The 16,790-nt window shown below is 57.8% G+C and carries 10 protein-coding genes; 8 read left to right on the top strand and 2 right to left on the bottom strand.

Annotation, left to right across the window (positions count from 1 at the left end):
- Window positions 1-78: 78 nt before the first annotated feature.
- From EHN07_RS10285 to EHN07_RS10255, 7 genes are all read left to right on the top strand, one after another.
- On the top strand, window positions 79-1,293 hold the full coding sequence (locus tag EHN07_RS10285; RefSeq protein WP_124024057.1) for a nitrate regulatory protein: 1,215 nt from the start codon (window positions 79-81) through the stop codon (window positions 1,291-1,293).
- Window positions 1,294-1,533: 240 nt separating this feature from the next.
- Window positions 1,534-2,787, top strand: a complete 1,254-nt coding sequence (locus EHN07_RS10280; RefSeq protein ID WP_124024056.1) for a CmpA/NrtA family ABC transporter substrate-binding protein — start codon at window positions 1,534-1,536, stop codon at window positions 2,785-2,787.
- A gap of 10 nt (window positions 2,788-2,797) precedes the next feature.
- On the top strand, window positions 2,798-3,679 hold the full coding sequence (gene ntrB / locus EHN07_RS10275; protein ID WP_124024055.1) for a nitrate ABC transporter permease: 882 nt from the start codon (window positions 2,798-2,800) through the stop codon (window positions 3,677-3,679).
- 10 nt (window positions 3,680-3,689) lie between these two features.
- Entirely contained in the window at window positions 3,690-4,478 is a 789-nt protein-coding gene (locus tag EHN07_RS10270) for an ABC transporter ATP-binding protein (RefSeq protein ID WP_124024113.1), read from the top strand.
- Between the two features lie 10 nt (window positions 4,479-4,488).
- The gene (gene nirB, locus EHN07_RS10265) at window positions 4,489-8,556 is read left to right on the top strand and encodes a nitrite reductase large subunit NirB (protein WP_124024054.1); all 4,068 of its coding nucleotides are present in this window, start codon (window positions 4,489-4,491) and stop codon (window positions 8,554-8,556) included.
- Window positions 8,553-11,132, top strand: a complete 2,580-nt coding sequence (locus EHN07_RS10260; protein ID WP_124024053.1) for a nitrate reductase — start codon at window positions 8,553-8,555, stop codon at window positions 11,130-11,132. Before nirB ends, EHN07_RS10260 begins: the two co-directional genes overlap by 4 nt.
- A gap of 66 nt (window positions 11,133-11,198) precedes the next feature.
- On the top strand, window positions 11,199-12,605 hold the full coding sequence (locus EHN07_RS10255) for a YchO/YchP family invasin (RefSeq protein WP_124024052.1): 1,407 nt from the start codon (window positions 11,199-11,201) through the stop codon (window positions 12,603-12,605).
- Here the strand turns inward: EHN07_RS10255 and narL are convergent.
- A complete protein-coding gene (narL, locus tag EHN07_RS10250; protein WP_124024051.1) occupies window positions 12,602-13,252 on the bottom strand; it encodes a two-component system response regulator NarL in 651 nt (216 codons plus the stop codon). The genes EHN07_RS10255 and narL overlap by 4 nt on opposite strands.
- Window positions 13,245-15,029 carry a nitrate/nitrite two-component system sensor histidine kinase NarX gene (narX, locus tag EHN07_RS10245; protein WP_124024050.1) on the bottom strand — a complete coding sequence of 595 codons (1,785 nt, stop codon included), beginning with the start codon at window positions 15,027-15,029 and terminating at the stop codon, window positions 13,245-13,247. Before narX ends, narL begins: the two co-directional genes overlap by 8 nt.
- A gap of 308 nt (window positions 15,030-15,337) precedes the next feature.
- Here narX and EHN07_RS10240 point away from each other — a divergent pair, with 308 nt between their 5' ends.
- Window positions 15,338-16,729 carry a NarK family nitrate/nitrite MFS transporter gene (locus EHN07_RS10240; RefSeq protein WP_124024049.1) on the top strand — a complete coding sequence of 464 codons (1,392 nt, stop codon included), beginning with the start codon at window positions 15,338-15,340 and terminating at the stop codon, window positions 16,727-16,729.
- Window positions 16,730-16,790 lie beyond the last annotated feature (61 nt).

Raw genomic sequence — 16,790 nt, 5'->3', positions numbered from 1 at the left:
TCTCCTTTGCGCCCGACGGCACGACTTTTGCTTAATTACTGGATGAAGAGAGCCACACTTGCCGTTCAGGAGCGTGATATGAAGGCTACCCTTGCCGTGAATCCCAGTGCTCGTGACTTTTTAATGGCCGCCCGCAACCGTGAGCGCGAGCAGCTGCAGGATATTCTGCAAATCGGTGAACTCACCGGTTGTATCGCCAGGCTCGCCCATATGCTACAACGCGAGCGCGGGGCTTCCAACATCTGGCTGTGCTCGTCGGGGCGGCTGTTTGGCAATGAGCGCGAGCGTTGTCACGCAGAAGTGGACCGCGAACTGGCACATTTGCGCCGCGCAATAGCAACCCCGGATTACCTGCCAGGCAGCGCGCTGTTTGTCAGCCTCGCGTGCGCGCTGCATTACCTCGAACGCTTGCCTGCGTTGCGCATGCAAATTGCGCAACGGCAGATTCAGCCGCTGCAGGCGATGGAGCAGTACAGCGTCACGCTGCGTCATCTGCTGAGCATTGTGCCTGAAACCAGCAATGTGGTCGATGACGCAGGCGTGGCCCGCGCCCTGGCGGCGTTGTTCAGCTTTATGCAGGGCAAAGAGCTGGTTGGGCAGGAGCGGGCGATTGGGGCGATCGGTTTCACATTGGGTGAATTTAGCGATGCCCTGCGCCAGCAGCTGGTCGACAGAATCGACAGCCAGCAGCGCTGCTTTGACGCCTTTTTCACCATGACCCATACGCAGCTGCGCCAGCAATTTCAGGCCAGCGGCGAACCGTGCCGTGAAACCGAACGGCTGCGCCGCATCGCCTGCACTCGCGTGATGCATGATACGGACGAACCGCAGCGCGCCCTGCGCTGGTTTGCGCTATTAACGGTTCGTCTTGACGCGCTTAAAAAAATAGAAGATGCGCTTATCGACGCCGTAATGGCTCAGGCGCAGCAGGCTCTCGGGCAGGTTTTACAGCTGGCCCCGCCCGGCGAGAGTGAAATTGAACACTGGGTCGCGGGGCATGGCAGCCATGATGGGGAGCGTTGTTTTGACCGGCATCTTTTGCCGCTGGTGCGTCAGCAGGCACAACAGCTCGAATCTATGGCGCAACAGCTGGCTTCGCTGCAAACGACGTTAGCCGAGCGCAAGGTTATTGAACAGGCGAAAGCCTTGCTGATCCACCATCAGGGCTACAGCGAAGAACAGGCGTGGCAAGCGCTGCGCAAAATGGCGATGAACCAGAACAAACGCATGGTCGAGATCGCCCGGGCAACGGTGGCGGTAGCGGATATCTGGCAGTTACCTAATAAGGAGTAGCTGCACAAAGAGCGGGCATTTGCTGCGTTTTTGTGGTGCGCATCACAGCCTGTTGGCGGCCAATAGCCGCGAATTTGGCCCTTTCTGACCTGGCACGCAAGTTGCAATGATAACCTGAAGATTATTTTGACCTGACTGGTGCCAATGGCGGTGCCGGCCAGGCAGGACAAAGGCGTCCTTCAATGTGCTGACCCACATTGTTGGGCGCTTTTTTTTTACTCTTTTATCAGGAAGAAGCCGATGAGCAACAAAACCATAACCCTTTCGCGCCGTCGCTTTCTACAGGCGGGTGCCGCACTCGGCGGCGCGTATTTGCTGCCGGGCATGATGAATTCCGTTTGGGCGGCGGGCAGCGATAAGCCTGAACAACACACGGTAAAAATCGGTTTTATCCCGCTGACCGATTGCGCCTCAGTCGTCATGGCTGCTGCCAAAGGTTTCGATAAAAAATACGGTATCTCGATTGTGCCGAGCAAAGAGGCGAGCTGGGCTGCGGTACGCGACAAAATGGTTTCCGGCGAACTTGATGCCGCCCATGTTTTATACGGCCTGGTCTACGGCCTGGAAATGGGCATTGCCGGCAAGCAGCAGTCAATGGCGAATCTGATGACGCTCAACAACAACGGCCAGGCGATTTCTCTCTCCAGCGATCTGGCAAAGCAGGGCGTAACCGACGGTGAAAGCCTGAAGAAGTTAGTGGCAAGCAAAGAGCCCGGCAGTTTTACCTTCGCGCATACATTTCCGACCGGTACCCACGCCATGTGGCTCTATTACTGGCTGGCGCAGGCGGGAATCAACCCGTTTACCGATGTGCGCACCGTGGTGGTTCCACCGCCGCAAATGGTGATGAACATGCGCATCGGCAATATGCACGGTTTTTGCGTCGGCGAGCCGTGGAACCAACGCGCCATTAGCGACGGCATCGGCTTTACCGCTGCAACCTCACAGTCCATCTGGCCGGATCACCCGGAAAAAATTCTCGGCACCCGCCGTAGCTGGGTCGAAGAAAACCCCAACACCGCGCGCGCTTTAGTGGCGGCCATTCTTGAGGCGTCGCGCTGGATTGATGCCAGCGACGAAAACCGCCGCGAAACCGCCAGTGTGCTTGCCGGGCGGGCATATCTGAATACCAAAGCCGATTTTCTGACCGGGCGCATGCTCGGGCAATACGATAACGGCATCGGCAAAAAATGGCAGGACGACCACGCCATGCACTTCTTTCGTGAGGGCGAAGTCACCTTCCCGTGGCTTTCCGACGGCATGTGGTTCCTGACTCAACACCGTCGCTGGGGACTGCTGGATAGCGACCCGGATTACCTCGCCGTCGCCAAACGCATCAACCGCATCGACATCTATCAGCAAGCCGCAGCCGCCGTGGGCAACATTTCCGTACCTGACAGCCCAATGCGCAGCAGCACCCTGATGGATGGCAGCACCTGGAACGGCAGCGACCCTGCTGCCTACGCCGCAAGTTTCGCCATTAATAAACGCTAAGGGGAAGGATATGAATCAGCCCGTACAGAAACCAACCGCCGCCGTGCTTAACGCCCCGGTCGGGGAGGTGATTGTTCTGCCTCCCGTCACCGTTCGCCAGCGTAAACCGCAATGGCGTAAATATTGCCTGAGCTTTTTTCAGCGTCTGGTGCCTGCCGTTCTGGGGATGGGGCTGCTGGTGGTTACCTGGCAAATCGCAGCGCTCAATAGCAAAGGTTTCCCGACGCCGCTTAGCACGTTGGAATCTGCCATTACGCTGTTTTCTGACCCGTTTTACAACGCTGGGCCAAATGACCAGGGCATCGGCTGGAACGTGCTGGCCTCGCTCCAGCGCGTGGCGGTTGGATTTGGCCTCGCCGCGATTGTCGGTATTCCGGCGGGTTTCCTGATTGGCCGTTTCACCTTCTTAGCCCGCATGTTCAACCCGATTATCTCGTTATTGCGTCCGGTCAGCCCGCTCGCCTGGCTGCCCATCGGCCTGCTGTTGTTCCAGAAAGCGGAACCCGCTTCGAGCTGGACCATTTTTATCTGCTCTATCTGGCCGATGGTGATTAACACCGCCGAAGGGGTGAAACGCATCCCCGATGATTATCTCAACGTAGCGCGGGTGCTGAAGCTTTCCGAATGGACGGTGATGCGCAAGATTTTATTCCCGGCGGTTCTGCCCGCGGTGCTTACCGGCGTGCGTTTATCCATCGGCATTGCCTGGCTGGTGATTGTTGCCGCCGAAATGCTCACCGGCGGGTTGGGTATTGGCTTCTGGATCTGGAACGAGTGGAACAACCTCAACGTGGAAAACATTCTGATCGCGATTGTGATTATCGGCGTCGTCGGGCTGCTGCTTGAACAGGCTTTGATGCTGCTGGCGCGTCGCTTCAGCTGGGAAAAATAAGGGGACCATGATGAAGAAAATTATTCAGGTGCAAAATGTCAGCCAGCGCTTTTCCACCGCCAGCGGCGAATTCCTGGCGCTGAGCAACGTCAGCTTTGATATCTGCGCCGGGGAAACCATCAGCCTGATTGGTCACTCGGGCTGTGGCAAATCGACGCTGCTCAATCTGATAGCGGGCATTACTTTGCCATCCGAAGGCGGCCTGCTTTGCGACAACCGCGAAATCGCAGGCCCCGGGCCTGAGCGCGCCGTGGTGTTTCAGAACCACTCGCTGCTGCCGTGGATGACCTGCTTCGAAAACGTGGCGCTGGCGGTGGATCAGGTGTTTCGCCATACCATGAACCGCGCCGAGCGTCGCGAATGGATTGTTCACAACCTCGAGCGTGTGCAAATGGGCCACGCCGTTAACAAGCGTCCCGGAGAAATTTCCGGCGGCATGAAACAGCGCGTCGGCATTGCCCGTGCGCTGGCGATGAAGCCCAAAGTGCTGCTGATGGACGAGCCGTTCGGCGCGCTCGATGCCCTGACCCGCGCCCATTTGCAGGATGCGGTGATGCACATTCAGCAAGAGCTGCACACCACCATTGTGCTGATTACCCATGACGTTGACGAAGCGGTGCTGCTTTCGGACCGCGTGCTGATGATGACCAACGGCCCGGCGGCCACGGTGGGGGAGACGTTACAGGTTGATTTGCCGCGCCCACGCAACCGAGTGGAACTGGCGGAAGAGGGTCGCTACCACCATCTGCGCCAGCAGGTGCTGCGTTTCCTCTACGAAAAGCAGCCGAAGGCTGCCTGAGGAGCCGCTGATGATGCGACGTCTGATTGTTATCGGCAACGGCATGGCGGCAATCCGCCTGGTGGAGCAAATTGTGGCCCGAGCGCCGGGGCGTTTTGCCATCACCATTTTTGGCGAAGAACCGCAGCTCAGCTACAACCGCATATTGCTTTCGCCGGTGCTGGCGGGGGAAAAGCCCGCGCTTGCGACGCGGTTGCACGATGCGGCCTGGTATCCCGATCGCGGTATTGAGCTGCTAACGGGCGAAGCGGTGCTGGATGTGGACACGCAGCGCCAGACGGTGCGCTCAGATAAACGCATGCTCGACTATGACGAACTGGTTTTCGCCACCGGCTCGCGCCCGTTTATCCCGCCGATTGACGGGCATCAGTTGCCGCACGTCCAGGGTTTCCGCACCCTGGCAGACGTTGATGCGATTCTGAGCGGTGAGGGGAACGCCGTGGTGCTGGGCGGTGGTTTACTGGGCGTGGAAGCGGCAGCGGCACTTTGCGCGCGCGGCATTTCCGTCACTTTAATCCATCGCCAGCCGTGGCTAATGGACATTCAGCTTAACCCGCAGGCGGGGGCGCTGCTTGAGGAACATCTCACCCGGCGGGGAATTCACTGCCGGTTAAATTGTGGTATTGACCGCATTACCGCGAAAAGCGTGACGCTGAGTAACGGCGAGGTTTTACCAGCCGGGCGGGTGATTATTGCCACTGGTGTAAAACCCAATATTACGCTTGCACAGCAGGCCGGCATTTCCTGCCAGCGCGGTATCACCGTTGATGCACAGCTGCGCAGCACCACGCCGCACGTCAGCGCGTTAGGCGAATGCTGCGAAATCGACGGGCAAACCTGGGGGCTGGTGGCGCCTTGCCTGCAACAGGCCGACATCCTGGCCGCTCGCTTGTGTGGTGAAGTCGCCGCTGATTTTCAGTATCAGGATCGCGGCACGCGCCTGAAAGTCAGCGGTATTCCGCTGTTTTCGGCAGGCGACATTCGCGCGCAGCCCGATACGCGCATCCTCACCGCTTTTGATCCCCTCACTCAACATTATCGCTGCCTGCATCTACGCGGCGGCAGACTGGTTGGCGCATTGCTGCTGGGTGATATCTCACCTGCTAACGCGCTCACCGATATTTTACTCAGCGCGGCACCCGTTACGCCTGACGTGCTGTTCGATGTTTACCACTCTGATGAGCAGCCGCTGGCTGCCGGAAATGACGACATGACAAAAGCAACCCTGGTAGTCATTGGCCACGGCATGGTCGGGCACCACTTTCTGGAGCAGTGCGTGGCGCAACAGCTGCATCACAGCTATCAGATTGTGGTGTTCGGTGCAGAGCGCCATCCAGCCTACGATCGCGTGCATCTTTCGGAATATTTTGCCGGGCGCAGCGCGGAATCGCTTTCGCTGGTTGAAGGTGATTTTTTTAACCAACACGGCATTGAGCTGCGTTGTCACAGCCAAATCGTTGAGATTGACCGCCAGCAGCGCGTGGTTCGCGACAGCGACGGTCGGGAAACTTACTTTGACAAGTTAGTGCTGGCGACAGGCTCTTACCCGTTTGTGCCGCCGGTTCCCGGCAACGACTTACCCGGCTGTTTTGTCTATCGCACCCTCGACGATCTGGATGCGATTGCGGAACGTGCGCGTAACGCAAAACGCGGCGTGGTGATCGGCGGCGGTTTGCTGGGGCTGGAAGCGGCGAACGCCCTTAAACAGCTGGGCCTTGAAACGCATGTGGTGGAGTTTGCGCCGAACCTGATGGCCGTACAGCTTGATAATGACGGTGCGGCGATGCTGCGTGCGAAAATCAGCGATATCGGCGTACAGGTGCACACCGGCAAATCGACCACCGCGATTACCGATGCCGAAGGTTTGCAGCTTAATTTTGCCGATGGCGCAACGCTGAACAGCGATCTTATTGTTTTTTCCGCTGGCATCCGTCCGCAGGACACGCTGGCTCGCCAGTGCGAACTGGCGCTGGGCGAACGCGGCGGAATTGTGATTAACGACAGCTGCCAGACCAGCGACAGCGCGATTTATGCCATCGGTGAATGCGCTTTGTGGGAAGGAAAAATCTTTGGCCTCGTGGCTCCCGGTTACCAAATGGCACGTGTCGCGGCGGCAACGCTTGCGGGCGCTGAATCCGCATTCCTCGGCGCGGATATGAGCACTAAACTAAAATTGCTCGGCGTGGAAGTGGCCTCGTTTGGCGATGCTCACGGGCGTACGCCCGGCTGCCAGAGTTACCAATGGACTAACGGCCCGCAGCAAATCTACAAAAAGATCGTCGTTTCAGCCGATAACAAAACCCTGCTCGGCGGCGTGCTGGTGGGCGACAGCCAGGAATATGCCACGCTGCTGCAAATGATGCTCAACGGCATGGCGCTCCCCGCACGGCCGGAAAGCCTGATTCTGCCAGCAATGGAAGGCGGCGCACCAAAAGGGCTGGGCGTCGCGGCATTACCGGAAACCGCACAGATTTGCTCTTGCCATAACGTCAGCAAAGCGGATATTTGCGCGGCGGTAAGCAACGGCGCGGGGGACATGGGCGCAATCAAAGCCTGCACCAAAGCGGCGACGGGCTGCGGCGGCTGTTCGGCGCTGGTGAAACAGGTGATGGAATACCAACTGCAAGAGCAGGGCGTGGAGGTGAAAAAGGACATCTGCGAACACTTCCGGTACTCGCGCCAGGAAATTTACCATCTGGTGCGCGTTAACCATATCCGTAGCTTTGAACAGCTGATTAGCCGCTACGGGCACGGCGACGGCTGCGAAATCTGCAAGCCGCTGGCGGCGTCGGTGCTGGCCTCGTGCTGGAATGAATACTTGCTTAAACCCGCGCATCTTCCGCTGCAGGACACTAACGATCGTTACTTCGCCAACATCCAGAAAGACGGCACTTACTCGATTGTGCCGCGGGTTCCCGCAGGGGAAATCACGCCGGACGGCCTGATTGCCATCGGTCAGGTGGCAAAACGCTACCGGCTGTACAGTAAAATCACCGGCGGCCAGCGCATCGATCTCTTTGGCGCGCGCCTTGAAGAACTCCCGGCGATTTGGGCTGAATTAGTGGCGGCAGGGTTTGAAACCGGCCACGCCTACGGTAAATCACTACGCACCGTGAAATCCTGCGTCGGTTCAACCTGGTGCCGTTACGGCGTGCAGGACTCAACGGGGTTAGCGATTGAGCTGGAGAACCGCTACAAGGGGCTGCGCACGCCGCATAAAATCAAAATGGCGGTCTCCGGCTGCACCCGCGAATGCGCAGAAGCGCAAAGCAAAGATATCGGCGTGATTGCCACCGATAAAGGCTGGAACCTGTATGTGTGCGGTAATGGCGGCATGAAGCCGCGTCACGCGGATTTGTTCGCCAGCGATCTTGACCGGGAAGCGCTGATCCGCACCATCGACCGTTTGCTGATGTTTTACCTCCGCACCGCCGACAGTTTGCAGCGCACCAGCACCTGGATGGACAACCTCGAAGGCGGCATTGAATATCTTCGTGACGTGATTTTGCACGACAGCCTCGGCCTGGCTGACGAGCTGGAAAAAGAGATGGCAAGCGTGGTGGATAGTTACCAGTGCGAATGGCAAACCACGCTCAACAGCCCGGATCGTCTCGCCCTGTTCCGCTCTTATGTGAACAGCGAACAACCGGACGAAGCGGTGCAGCGTCAGAACCTGCGCGGGCAGTTACAGCCCGTCAGCGACGTTGTGCATCTGCCTGCCACCACGCCCGCCAAACCGTGGCTTGAGGTGTGCAACGTCAGCGACATTCCACCGCAGGCGGGAATCGGTGCCCGCCTGGGCGAGCTGCAAATTGCGCTGTTTCGCTTTGGCGATGCGATTTACGCGCTCGATAACCTCGAACCGGGCAGCGATGCCAATGTGCTGTCACGGGGTATTGTCGGTGACGCTGCCGGTGAGCCGATTGTCATTTCGCCACTTTACAAACACCGTATTCGCCTGCGCGACGGGCGCACGCAGAATGGGGAACCCGCTGTGCGCGCCTGGCCGGTGAAAGTAGAACAGGGCAGCGTGTGGGTGGGAAGCCAGGCGCTGATCGTGCGTGCGGAGGCTTCATGACAAACATTGTGCGTTCAACGTGCCCTTACTGCGGCGTCGGTTGTGGAGTGGAAGCCCATACAACTGACAGCGGAAGCGTCGAGATAAGCGGCGACAAACGGCACCCGGCAAACTTTGGGCGATTGTGCGTAAAAGGCGCGGCACTAGGCGAAACGCTCGGCCTCGAAGGCCGTTTACTGCATCCCGAAATCAACGGCGAACGTGTGGAATGGAACCTGGCATTAGATGAAACGGCTGCGCGCCTGCAAGCCATTATTGACCAGTTTGGCCCCAAAGCGGTGGCGTTTTACGCCTCCGGGCAGTTACTGACCGAAGACTATTACGCCGCCAATAAGCTGATGAAGGGCTTTATCGGCGCGGGGAATATCGATACCAATTCGCGGCTGTGTATGTCCTCGGCGGTGGTGGGTTACAAACGGGCGTTTGGCGCGGATTTTGTGCCGTGCAGCTATGAAGATCTCGAGCAAACTGACCTGGTGGTGCTGGCGGGTTCAAATGCGGCATGGGCGCATCCGGTGCTGTATCAGCGCCTGGTGCAGGCTAAACAGCAGCGCCCGCAGATGAAAGTGGTGGTGATTGACCCCCGGCGCACCGCAACCTGCGAGATTGCCGACTTGCATCTGGCATTGCGCCCCGGAAGCGACGCCGCATTGTTTGTCGGCTTATTGAATATTTTGTCGTCGTCTCAAGTCGATAACACTTTTGACGGACAAACCGCCGCGCTGGAAATAGCCGCAAACTGGACGCTGGAAAAAACCGCCGACTTTTGCCAACTGGACAGTGTAGATGTGCAAACCTTCTGGCAATGGTTCGCGCAGGCCAATCGCGCCATGACGCTTTACACCATGGGCATCAACCAGTCGGCGAGCGGCAGCGATAAATGCAACGCAATTATCAACGTGCATCTGGCGAGTGGCAAAATTGGCCGGCCCGGCTGCGGCCCGTTTTCGCTGACCGGACAGCCAAATGCCATGGGCGGTCGCGAAGTTGGAGGGCTTGCTAACCAGCTGGCCTGCCATATGAGTTTTGACGCGGCAGATATCGCAAGGCTTGGGCGCTTCTGGGGAAGCGAACGCATCGCCGAAACGCCAGGATTGATGGCGGTTGAACTGTTTGAAGCAGTAGGGCGCGGAGAGGTAAAAGCGGTGTGGATTATGGGCACTAATCCACTGGTGTCACTGCCGGATAGTTCCCGAGTGGCGCAGGCTCTGGCGAATTGTCCGCTGGTTATCGTATCGGATGTGGCGCGTGAAACCGATACTTTGCGATACGCTACGGTGAAATTTCCGGCGCTCGCCTGGGGCGAAAAAAACGGCACGGTGACCAACTCTGAACGGCGAATTTCGCGCCAGCGTGCGTTTTTGCCTGCGCCGGGTGAAGCACGGGCTGACTGGTGGATGGTGGCGCAAATCGCCCAACGGCTGGGTTATCGCCAGGCTTTTAACTGGCAACATCCGCAGCAAATTTTCAGTGAGCACGCGGCGCTTTCCGGCTATCAAAATAACGGCACGCGCGCCTTTGATATCAGCGTGTTGGCAAATCTCAGCCGGGAGCAGTACGACGCGCTGGAACCCGTATGCTGGCCGATAGCGGCAGAAGAACCTTCACTCTTCAGAAGCTGGCGCCCTGACGGAAAATTTCAGCTGGTGCCGGTTGAGCCTTGCTTACCGCAGGCCGTGGCTGACCATGTGTACCCCTTAATACTCAACACCGGGCGCATTCGCGACCAGTGGCACACCATGACGCGCACCGGGCGCGTGCCGCGCCTGCTGCAACATATCACTATGCCGTTTCTTGAGATCCATCCGCGTGACGCAATACGTTACGGTGTCACCAATAAAGGGCTGGTCAGAGTGGCTTCGCGGCAGGGAGGGATGGTAGCGCGTGTGCTGGTGAGTGATAACCAGCGGCCGGGCAGCGTCTTTGTGCCGATGCACTGGAGCCAGCAGTTTGCCCGCCGTGGGCTGATTAACGCCCTGGTGGCCGGGGTGTGCGACCCGCATTCGGGGCAGCCGGAAAGCAAGCAAACTGCGGTGCGTATCCAGCGCTGGCAGCCTGCGTGGCAAGGGGAAATATTTGCCCGCGCGGAAATTGATTTTGCCCCGGAAATACAGTGGTGGCGGCAGAGTTCATCCGGCGTTCAGCATTTCCTGTGTGCCGCTGACAGCAACGTTCAGGCATGGGTAGAAACGCTAGTTAGCGGGCGTGGCTGGCAATTGCAAACGGCCTGCGGGGACGGCGAATTTAACCATTTTCTCGCATGGCATAAGGGGGAATTACAGCTGGCGTGTTACGCAGCCAAAAGCTGGCCTGAAATTAATAGCGTTGCGGTGCTGGCTGCATTTCAGCAAGCGCCGACCTCATCTGCGGAGCGCTATCTCCTGCTGGCGGGCAAAGCTCCGACGGCACAGGAGGAGGCTGGCGCGACGGTGTGCAGCTGTTTTGGCGTCGGGGAGAAAACTATCCTGGCGGCGATCGCCAGCGGGTGCCGGTCGGTGGCGATGTTGGGCGAAAAACTACGCTGCGGAACCTGCTGCGGCTCCTGCATCCCGGAGCTGAAAACCTTGCTCAAATAAGCCTCAGCTAAGCGGTGTGAGCAGTTTTAACAAGGATCTGCGCTGGCATGATGCTATTATTTCCCGATGTTTAGAAAAGTTGTTTCATTTTTCACCCTGGCTTACGCACTCTTCAGCGCTGGAGGGGCTGCCGCTACCCGGCAGACCTTTATCGAGCAAGCTGAAGATCCATTTGCGCGCGCAGCGGTGCAATTGCCCGATATGGGGCTGGCTCCGGAAACCGATGCCGCCGCGCGTGAAATCGCCGCCATGGCTAAAAAATTCGCTGAAGCCAGCATGATCGATGACGAGCTGGATACCGGCGAGCAGGCGCGCCTGTTTGCTTTTACACGTCTGCGGGATGCGCTGGCCGACAAAGTCACCAGCGAAGCTGAATCGCTGTTGTCGCCGTGGGGGAACGCCCGGATTAACCTGCTGGTGGATGAGCACGGTGACTGGAGCGGCAGCAGCGCCTCTCTGTTTACCCCATGGCAGGATAACCACCGTTATCTGACCTGGAGCCAGGTTGGCTTTACCCGGCAGGACGCGGGGACGATTGGCAATCTTGGCGCCGGGCAGCGATGGGGGGCAGGCAGCTGGCTGCTGGGCTATAACGCCTTTTATGACAACCAGCTCGCCAGCAATCTGCAACGCGCCGGTTTTGGGGCCGAAGCCTGGGGCGAGTATCTGCGCCTTTCCGCAAACTACTATCAGCCGTTAACCGGGTGGCAACGCACCGGCGGTGAAACGCTCGAGCAGCGTCTGGCGCGCGGTTATGATGTTACCGCTCAGGCCTGGCTGCCGTTTTATCGCCATATCAATACCAGCCTCAGCCTTGAGCAATATTTCGGCCAACGAGTCGATCTGTTTGATAGCGGCACCGGCTACCGCAACCCCGTGGCGGTGACCATGGGGTTAAGCTATACCCCCATTCCGCTGCTGACGCTGACCGCGCAACATAAGCAGGGTGAGAGCGGCGTTGCGCAGGATAATCTCGGCCTGAAGGTGAATTACCGTTTTGGTGTGCCGGTGGAAAAACAGCTCTCCGCGGCTGAAGTGGCGACCACCAGCTCACTGCGCGGCAGCCGTTATGACAACGTAGAGCGCGATTCACTGCCGGTGCTGGAGTATCGCCAGCGCAGAACGCTATCCGTCTTTCTGGCCACGCCGCCCTGGGAGTTACAGCCGGGCGAAACCGTGGCGCTTAAGCTGCAAATTCGCGCCAGCCATGGCATTAAAAACGTCAGCTGGCAGGGCGATACGCAAGCGCTTAGCCTGACGCCGCCTGCGGATAATCGCGACACCAGCGGCTGGAGTATGATTATGCCAGCCTGGCGTTCTGAAGGGCCAAACGAGTACCGTTTGTCAGTGGTGATTGAGGATGATAAAGGCCAAAAGGTGACCTCAAACTGGATTACCCTGCAGCTGGCGGAGCCGATCGTGGTGAGCCCACTTGCCGATCCGCGCTACCAGCTGATCCCCGAGTTACCTTAAAATATCCGGTCCTGATGCACCCACACGGCGGCTTCGACGCGGGATTTGAGCTTCATCTTCTTCAGCAGATGCTTAACGTGCACCTTCACGGTGCTTTCGGTGATATCCAGACGACGGGCGATCATCTTGTTTGGCAAACCCTGAGCAATCAGTTTGAGAATATCGCGCTCGCGCGGCGTTAACAGATTGACGTCGCGGTCAGAGGTCGCGCGGTTAGCGCGCAGGCTTGCCGCCAGCACCGGCGTTAACGCCTCGCTGAGAACCATTTCCCCGGTAGCGGCTTGCTGTAGCGCTTTGAGCAACTCTTCCGGCTCCATATCTTTCAGAAGATAGCCATCGGCGCCTCTTTTGAGCGCGGTGACGACATCCTCTTCATGGTTGGAAACGCTGAACACCACGATCCGCCCGGATAGCGGTTTTTCACGCAGGCAGTCCAGGGTTTCCAGCCCGTTCATGCCCGGCATATTTAAATCCAGCAGAATCAGGTCCGGATCGAGATCCTCAGCCAGCAACACCCCTTGCTCGCCATTACCCGCTTCACCAACAACCGCCAGTTCCGGCGCCATACTGATGAGTTGTTTCACGCCAGTACGCAGCATGGGATGATCGTCGATAAGCAGTATGGTCGAGGCTTCCGGGTTACTCATGATTGGCTCCTGTGGCTATTTCGGGGATAAAATTTACGATGACCTGAGTACCGCCGCCCGGGCGTGCACGCACCTGGCAGTCGCCTTTCAGGCTTTGTGCACGGTCGCGCATAATGATCAGCCCATAGTGGTTACGGCGCTCGCCGTGGTCGGCAATACCCTGACCGTTATCCCAGATGGTTAAGGTCATTTGCTTGTCGTGATAGATAACGCTGACGCCACAGGCGCTGGCGTTGGCATGTTTCAGGCTGTTATTAAGCGCTTCGCGGGTGATTTGCACCAGATGAATCGCCTGATGGGAGGGCACGAGGCGCGGCGGCACCTGATAATCAAGATTCACCGCGAAACCCAGCTTTTCACTAAATTCACGGCAGCTGGCTTCCAGCGCCGGGCGCAAACCCGGTTCGGTTAATTGCAGGCGGAAGGTCGTCAGTAACTCCCGCAGCTGTCGCCATGAGGTATTCAGCTCGTTGCGCATCTGCCCGAGTAACGTCTGCATTTCAGCGGGCAGGGAAGCCCCCTGCATTTGCATACAGCTGACCTGCATTTTCAGACAGGAGAGCGACTGGGCGATAGAGTCGTGTAGCTCACGGGCAATCGCCGAACGTTCCTCCATCACGACCAGCTGCTGCTGGCGCTCATGCTGGCGCTCCAGCGCAAGCGTGGCGGTCAGCTGTTCCATTAAGGTTAGGATCAGCTGCTGCTGGTCGTGCGTCAGGTTTTTTCCGAAAGGTAGCTGGGCCAGCACCAGCCCATACTGAACCTGATTGTCAATTAAGCGCCATTTTTGTGCGGTGGTTTCACCGGGCTGGAACAGCGGCTCACGTGGGCAAAGATGACAGCCGCTGGCTTCGCAACTGCTGTCGGGCTGGTAGGTATACTCTGCGTAATTCTCTTCGTCTTCATATTCATAGACCCGCAGTTCAATATTGCGCAGCGGCGTCAGGCGTTGTAATTCGCTCAGTACCGGCGACAGGCGCTGGCACAGCGGAGCCTGGGAGTGCAGGCGACGGTTGGCCTGATAGAGAAACGACAGGATCTGGTTTTTTTGCTCCAGCCCGGCGGTTTTCTCTCGCACCCGTTGCTCAAGGCTGGCGTAGCTTTCAGCCAGCTCTGCCGACATACCGTTCAGCGCGCTACCGAGCGTCGCCATTTCATCACTGCCACGCAGGGTGACGCGGTGGGTGAAGTCGCGCTGGCCGATAGCCTGCGCCATCGCCAGTAATTTCTGCCATGGCCGCAGCAGCCTTTTGCGTAACCAGATAACGGTAAAAATAATCAGCAGGCCGATTAACGCCGCCATCCCCAACTGCAGTTGGATAATACGGTGCAGGCGCATTTCGGTAGTGTGATCAAAAATGGTGACTAGCTGGTCGATATGCGCGACAAAATCAGCGACGTGGGGCTTCACCTGTTCGGCGTTCTGCGCCTTACGCAGCGCCGGTTCTAACGCTTCGCGCCAGTAACGTTGCAGCGCGGCGAGTTTTGCCTGCTGACCATCCTGCCGCGCGGCTTCCTGTAGATCGGCACTCCAGGTGGTCTGTTCCATTTCAGTGAACAGCGCCTGGTCCTTTGCCGTGAGCGGGATAGCGGCAAGCAGGCGATAGCTCTGCATTCGCATCGACCCGGCTTTATTAATCGCATGGGCATTGCCCTGAATACCCTGTGCCAGCCAGCCCGCAAGGCTCATTCCTGCGACGCCCAGCACCGCCAACAACAGCACAATCAGCGCCAGTTGGTTGAACAGAGTGAGGGGGGAAAGCAGGCGTTTTAGCATCGACAGGTAGACTCCGGGTGTGGGAAAGCTAGTTACGGTTATTCTCAGACATCACCCGGAGTATACCCATACCCATTAAGTATTACCCATTAATTGCCATAAGGGACATGCTGCCGGGTTAGGCCGCTGGCAGTTGTGGTCAGGTTTGTGAAAAACCACACTATTTAGCTTTTTTATCTTTACCTATAAAGAATGACGGTCAATTTTTGCTCAGCGTTCAGATGGGTTGTCCCTTGATTCACATCAATTTTTATTCCCGACAAGCCCCTAAGGTGGCGGCAATTACTCTCACTCTTTTTGAGGTGTTTATGTCGCGCTCACCCGATTGTAGCCAGAAAACGGCATCGCTTATCACCGAATGGCGGCCAGAAGAACCGGCATTCTGGCAAACTAAGGGCCACGGAGTTGCCAGCCGCAACTTATGGATTTCCGTTCCCTGCCTGTTATTAGCATTCTGTGTATGGATGTTGTTCAGCGCCGTGGCGGTGAATCTGAATAAAGTGGGTTTTAACTTCACCACCGACCAGCTCTTTATGCTGACCGCGCTGCCGTCCGTTTCCGGCGCGCTGCTGCGCGTACCTTACTCCTTTATGGTGCCGGTATTCGGTGGCCGCCGCTGGACGGCTTTCAGCACCGGGATATTAATTATCCCCTGCGTATGGCTAGGCCTTGCGGTGCAGAACCCGACTACGCCATTTAGCGTATTTATTACCATTGCGTTGCTTTGCGGTTTTGCCGGGGCAAACTTTGCCTCCAGTATGGCGAACATCAGCTTCTTCTTCCCGAAAGCAAAACAGGGCGGGGCGCTGGGGATTAACGGCGGCCTGGGGAACCTTGGAGTGAGCGTGATGCAGCTGATTGCACCGCTGGTGATTTCACTCTCCATGTTTGCGGTATTTGGCGGCACAGGCGTTGAGCAAGCGGACGGCACCATGCTGTTCCTCGAAAACGCCGCGTGGGTGTGGGTGCCGTTGCTGGCCATCTTTACCCTTGCGGCCTGGTTTGGCATGAACGATCTTGCGACCTCAAAAGCCTCCCTGAAAGAGCAGTTGCCGGTGCTGAAACGCGCTCACCTGTGGATTATGGGTGTGCTGTACCTGGCAACCTTCGGCTCGTTTATCGGTTTTTCTGCCGGTTTCGCGATGCTGGCCAAAACCCAGTTCCCGCAGGTTGATATTCTGCATTTCGCCTTCTTCGGCCCGCTGTTTGGCGCATTGGCACGCTCTGCGGGTGGGGCGATTTCGGACCGTTTCGGCGGCACCCGGGTCTCCCTGTTGAACTTTATCTTTATGGCCATTTTCAGCGCGCTGCTGTTTACCACGCTGCCTCATAACGGCGTGGGCGGTAACTTTATTGCCTTCTTCGGCGTGTTTCTGATGCTGTTCCTGACGGCCGGTCTGGGAAGTGGTTCGACCTTCCAGATGATCTCCGTTATCTTCCGCAAACTGACGATGGACCGCGTGAAAGCGCAGGGCGGCAGCGAGGAGCGCGCATTGCGCGAAGCGGCAACCGATACCGCAGCGGCGCTGGGCTTTATTTCGGCCATTGGCGCAATTGGCGGCTTCTTTATCCCGAAAGCGTTCGGCACCTCTCTGACGTTAACCGGCTCGCCGGCGGGCGCGATGAAAGTCTTCCTCGTGTTTTATATTGTTTGTGTGGTGATTACCTGGGCCGTCTATGGCCGTAAATCAGCCAAATAACCGTTTTGACCTTTTGGTTATCCCTTGCGCGACTTCGGTCGCGCTTTTTTTTGCCAGACCA

Origin of the sequence: Buttiauxella warmboldiae (assembly GCF_003818135.1) — a bacterium.
In the GTDB taxonomy this organism is placed as follows: domain Bacteria; phylum Pseudomonadota; class Gammaproteobacteria; order Enterobacterales; family Enterobacteriaceae; genus Buttiauxella; species Buttiauxella warmboldiae.
Note: the sequence above shows the minus strand (reverse complement) of the source record. Positions and strands in the feature narration are given on the sequence as shown.

Coding starts and splice junctions, on each gene's coding strand:
- EHN07_RS10285 (WP_124024057.1), top strand. CDS start 79: ATGAAGGCTACCCTTGCCGTGAATCCCAGTGCTCGTGACTTTTTAATG.
- EHN07_RS10280 (WP_124024056.1), top strand. CDS start 1,534: ATGAGCAACAAAACCATAACCCTTTCGCGCCGTCGCTTTCTACAGGCG.
- ntrB (WP_124024055.1), top strand. CDS start 2,798: ATGAATCAGCCCGTACAGAAACCAACCGCCGCCGTGCTTAACGCCCCG.
- EHN07_RS10270 (WP_124024113.1), top strand. CDS start 3,690: ATGAAGAAAATTATTCAGGTGCAAAATGTCAGCCAGCGCTTTTCCACC.
- nirB (WP_124024054.1), top strand. CDS start 4,489: ATGATGCGACGTCTGATTGTTATCGGCAACGGCATGGCGGCAATCCGC.
- EHN07_RS10260 (WP_124024053.1), top strand. CDS start 8,553: ATGACAAACATTGTGCGTTCAACGTGCCCTTACTGCGGCGTCGGTTGT.
- EHN07_RS10255 (WP_124024052.1), top strand. CDS start 11,199: ATGTTTAGAAAAGTTGTTTCATTTTTCACCCTGGCTTACGCACTCTTC.
- narL (WP_124024051.1), bottom strand. CDS start 13,252: ATGAGTAACCCGGAAGCCTCGACCATACTGCTTATCGACGATCATCCC.
- narX (WP_124024050.1), bottom strand. CDS start 15,029: ATGCTAAAACGCCTGCTTTCCCCCCTCACTCTGTTCAACCAACTGGCG.
- EHN07_RS10240 (WP_124024049.1), top strand. CDS start 15,338: ATGTCGCGCTCACCCGATTGTAGCCAGAAAACGGCATCGCTTATCACC.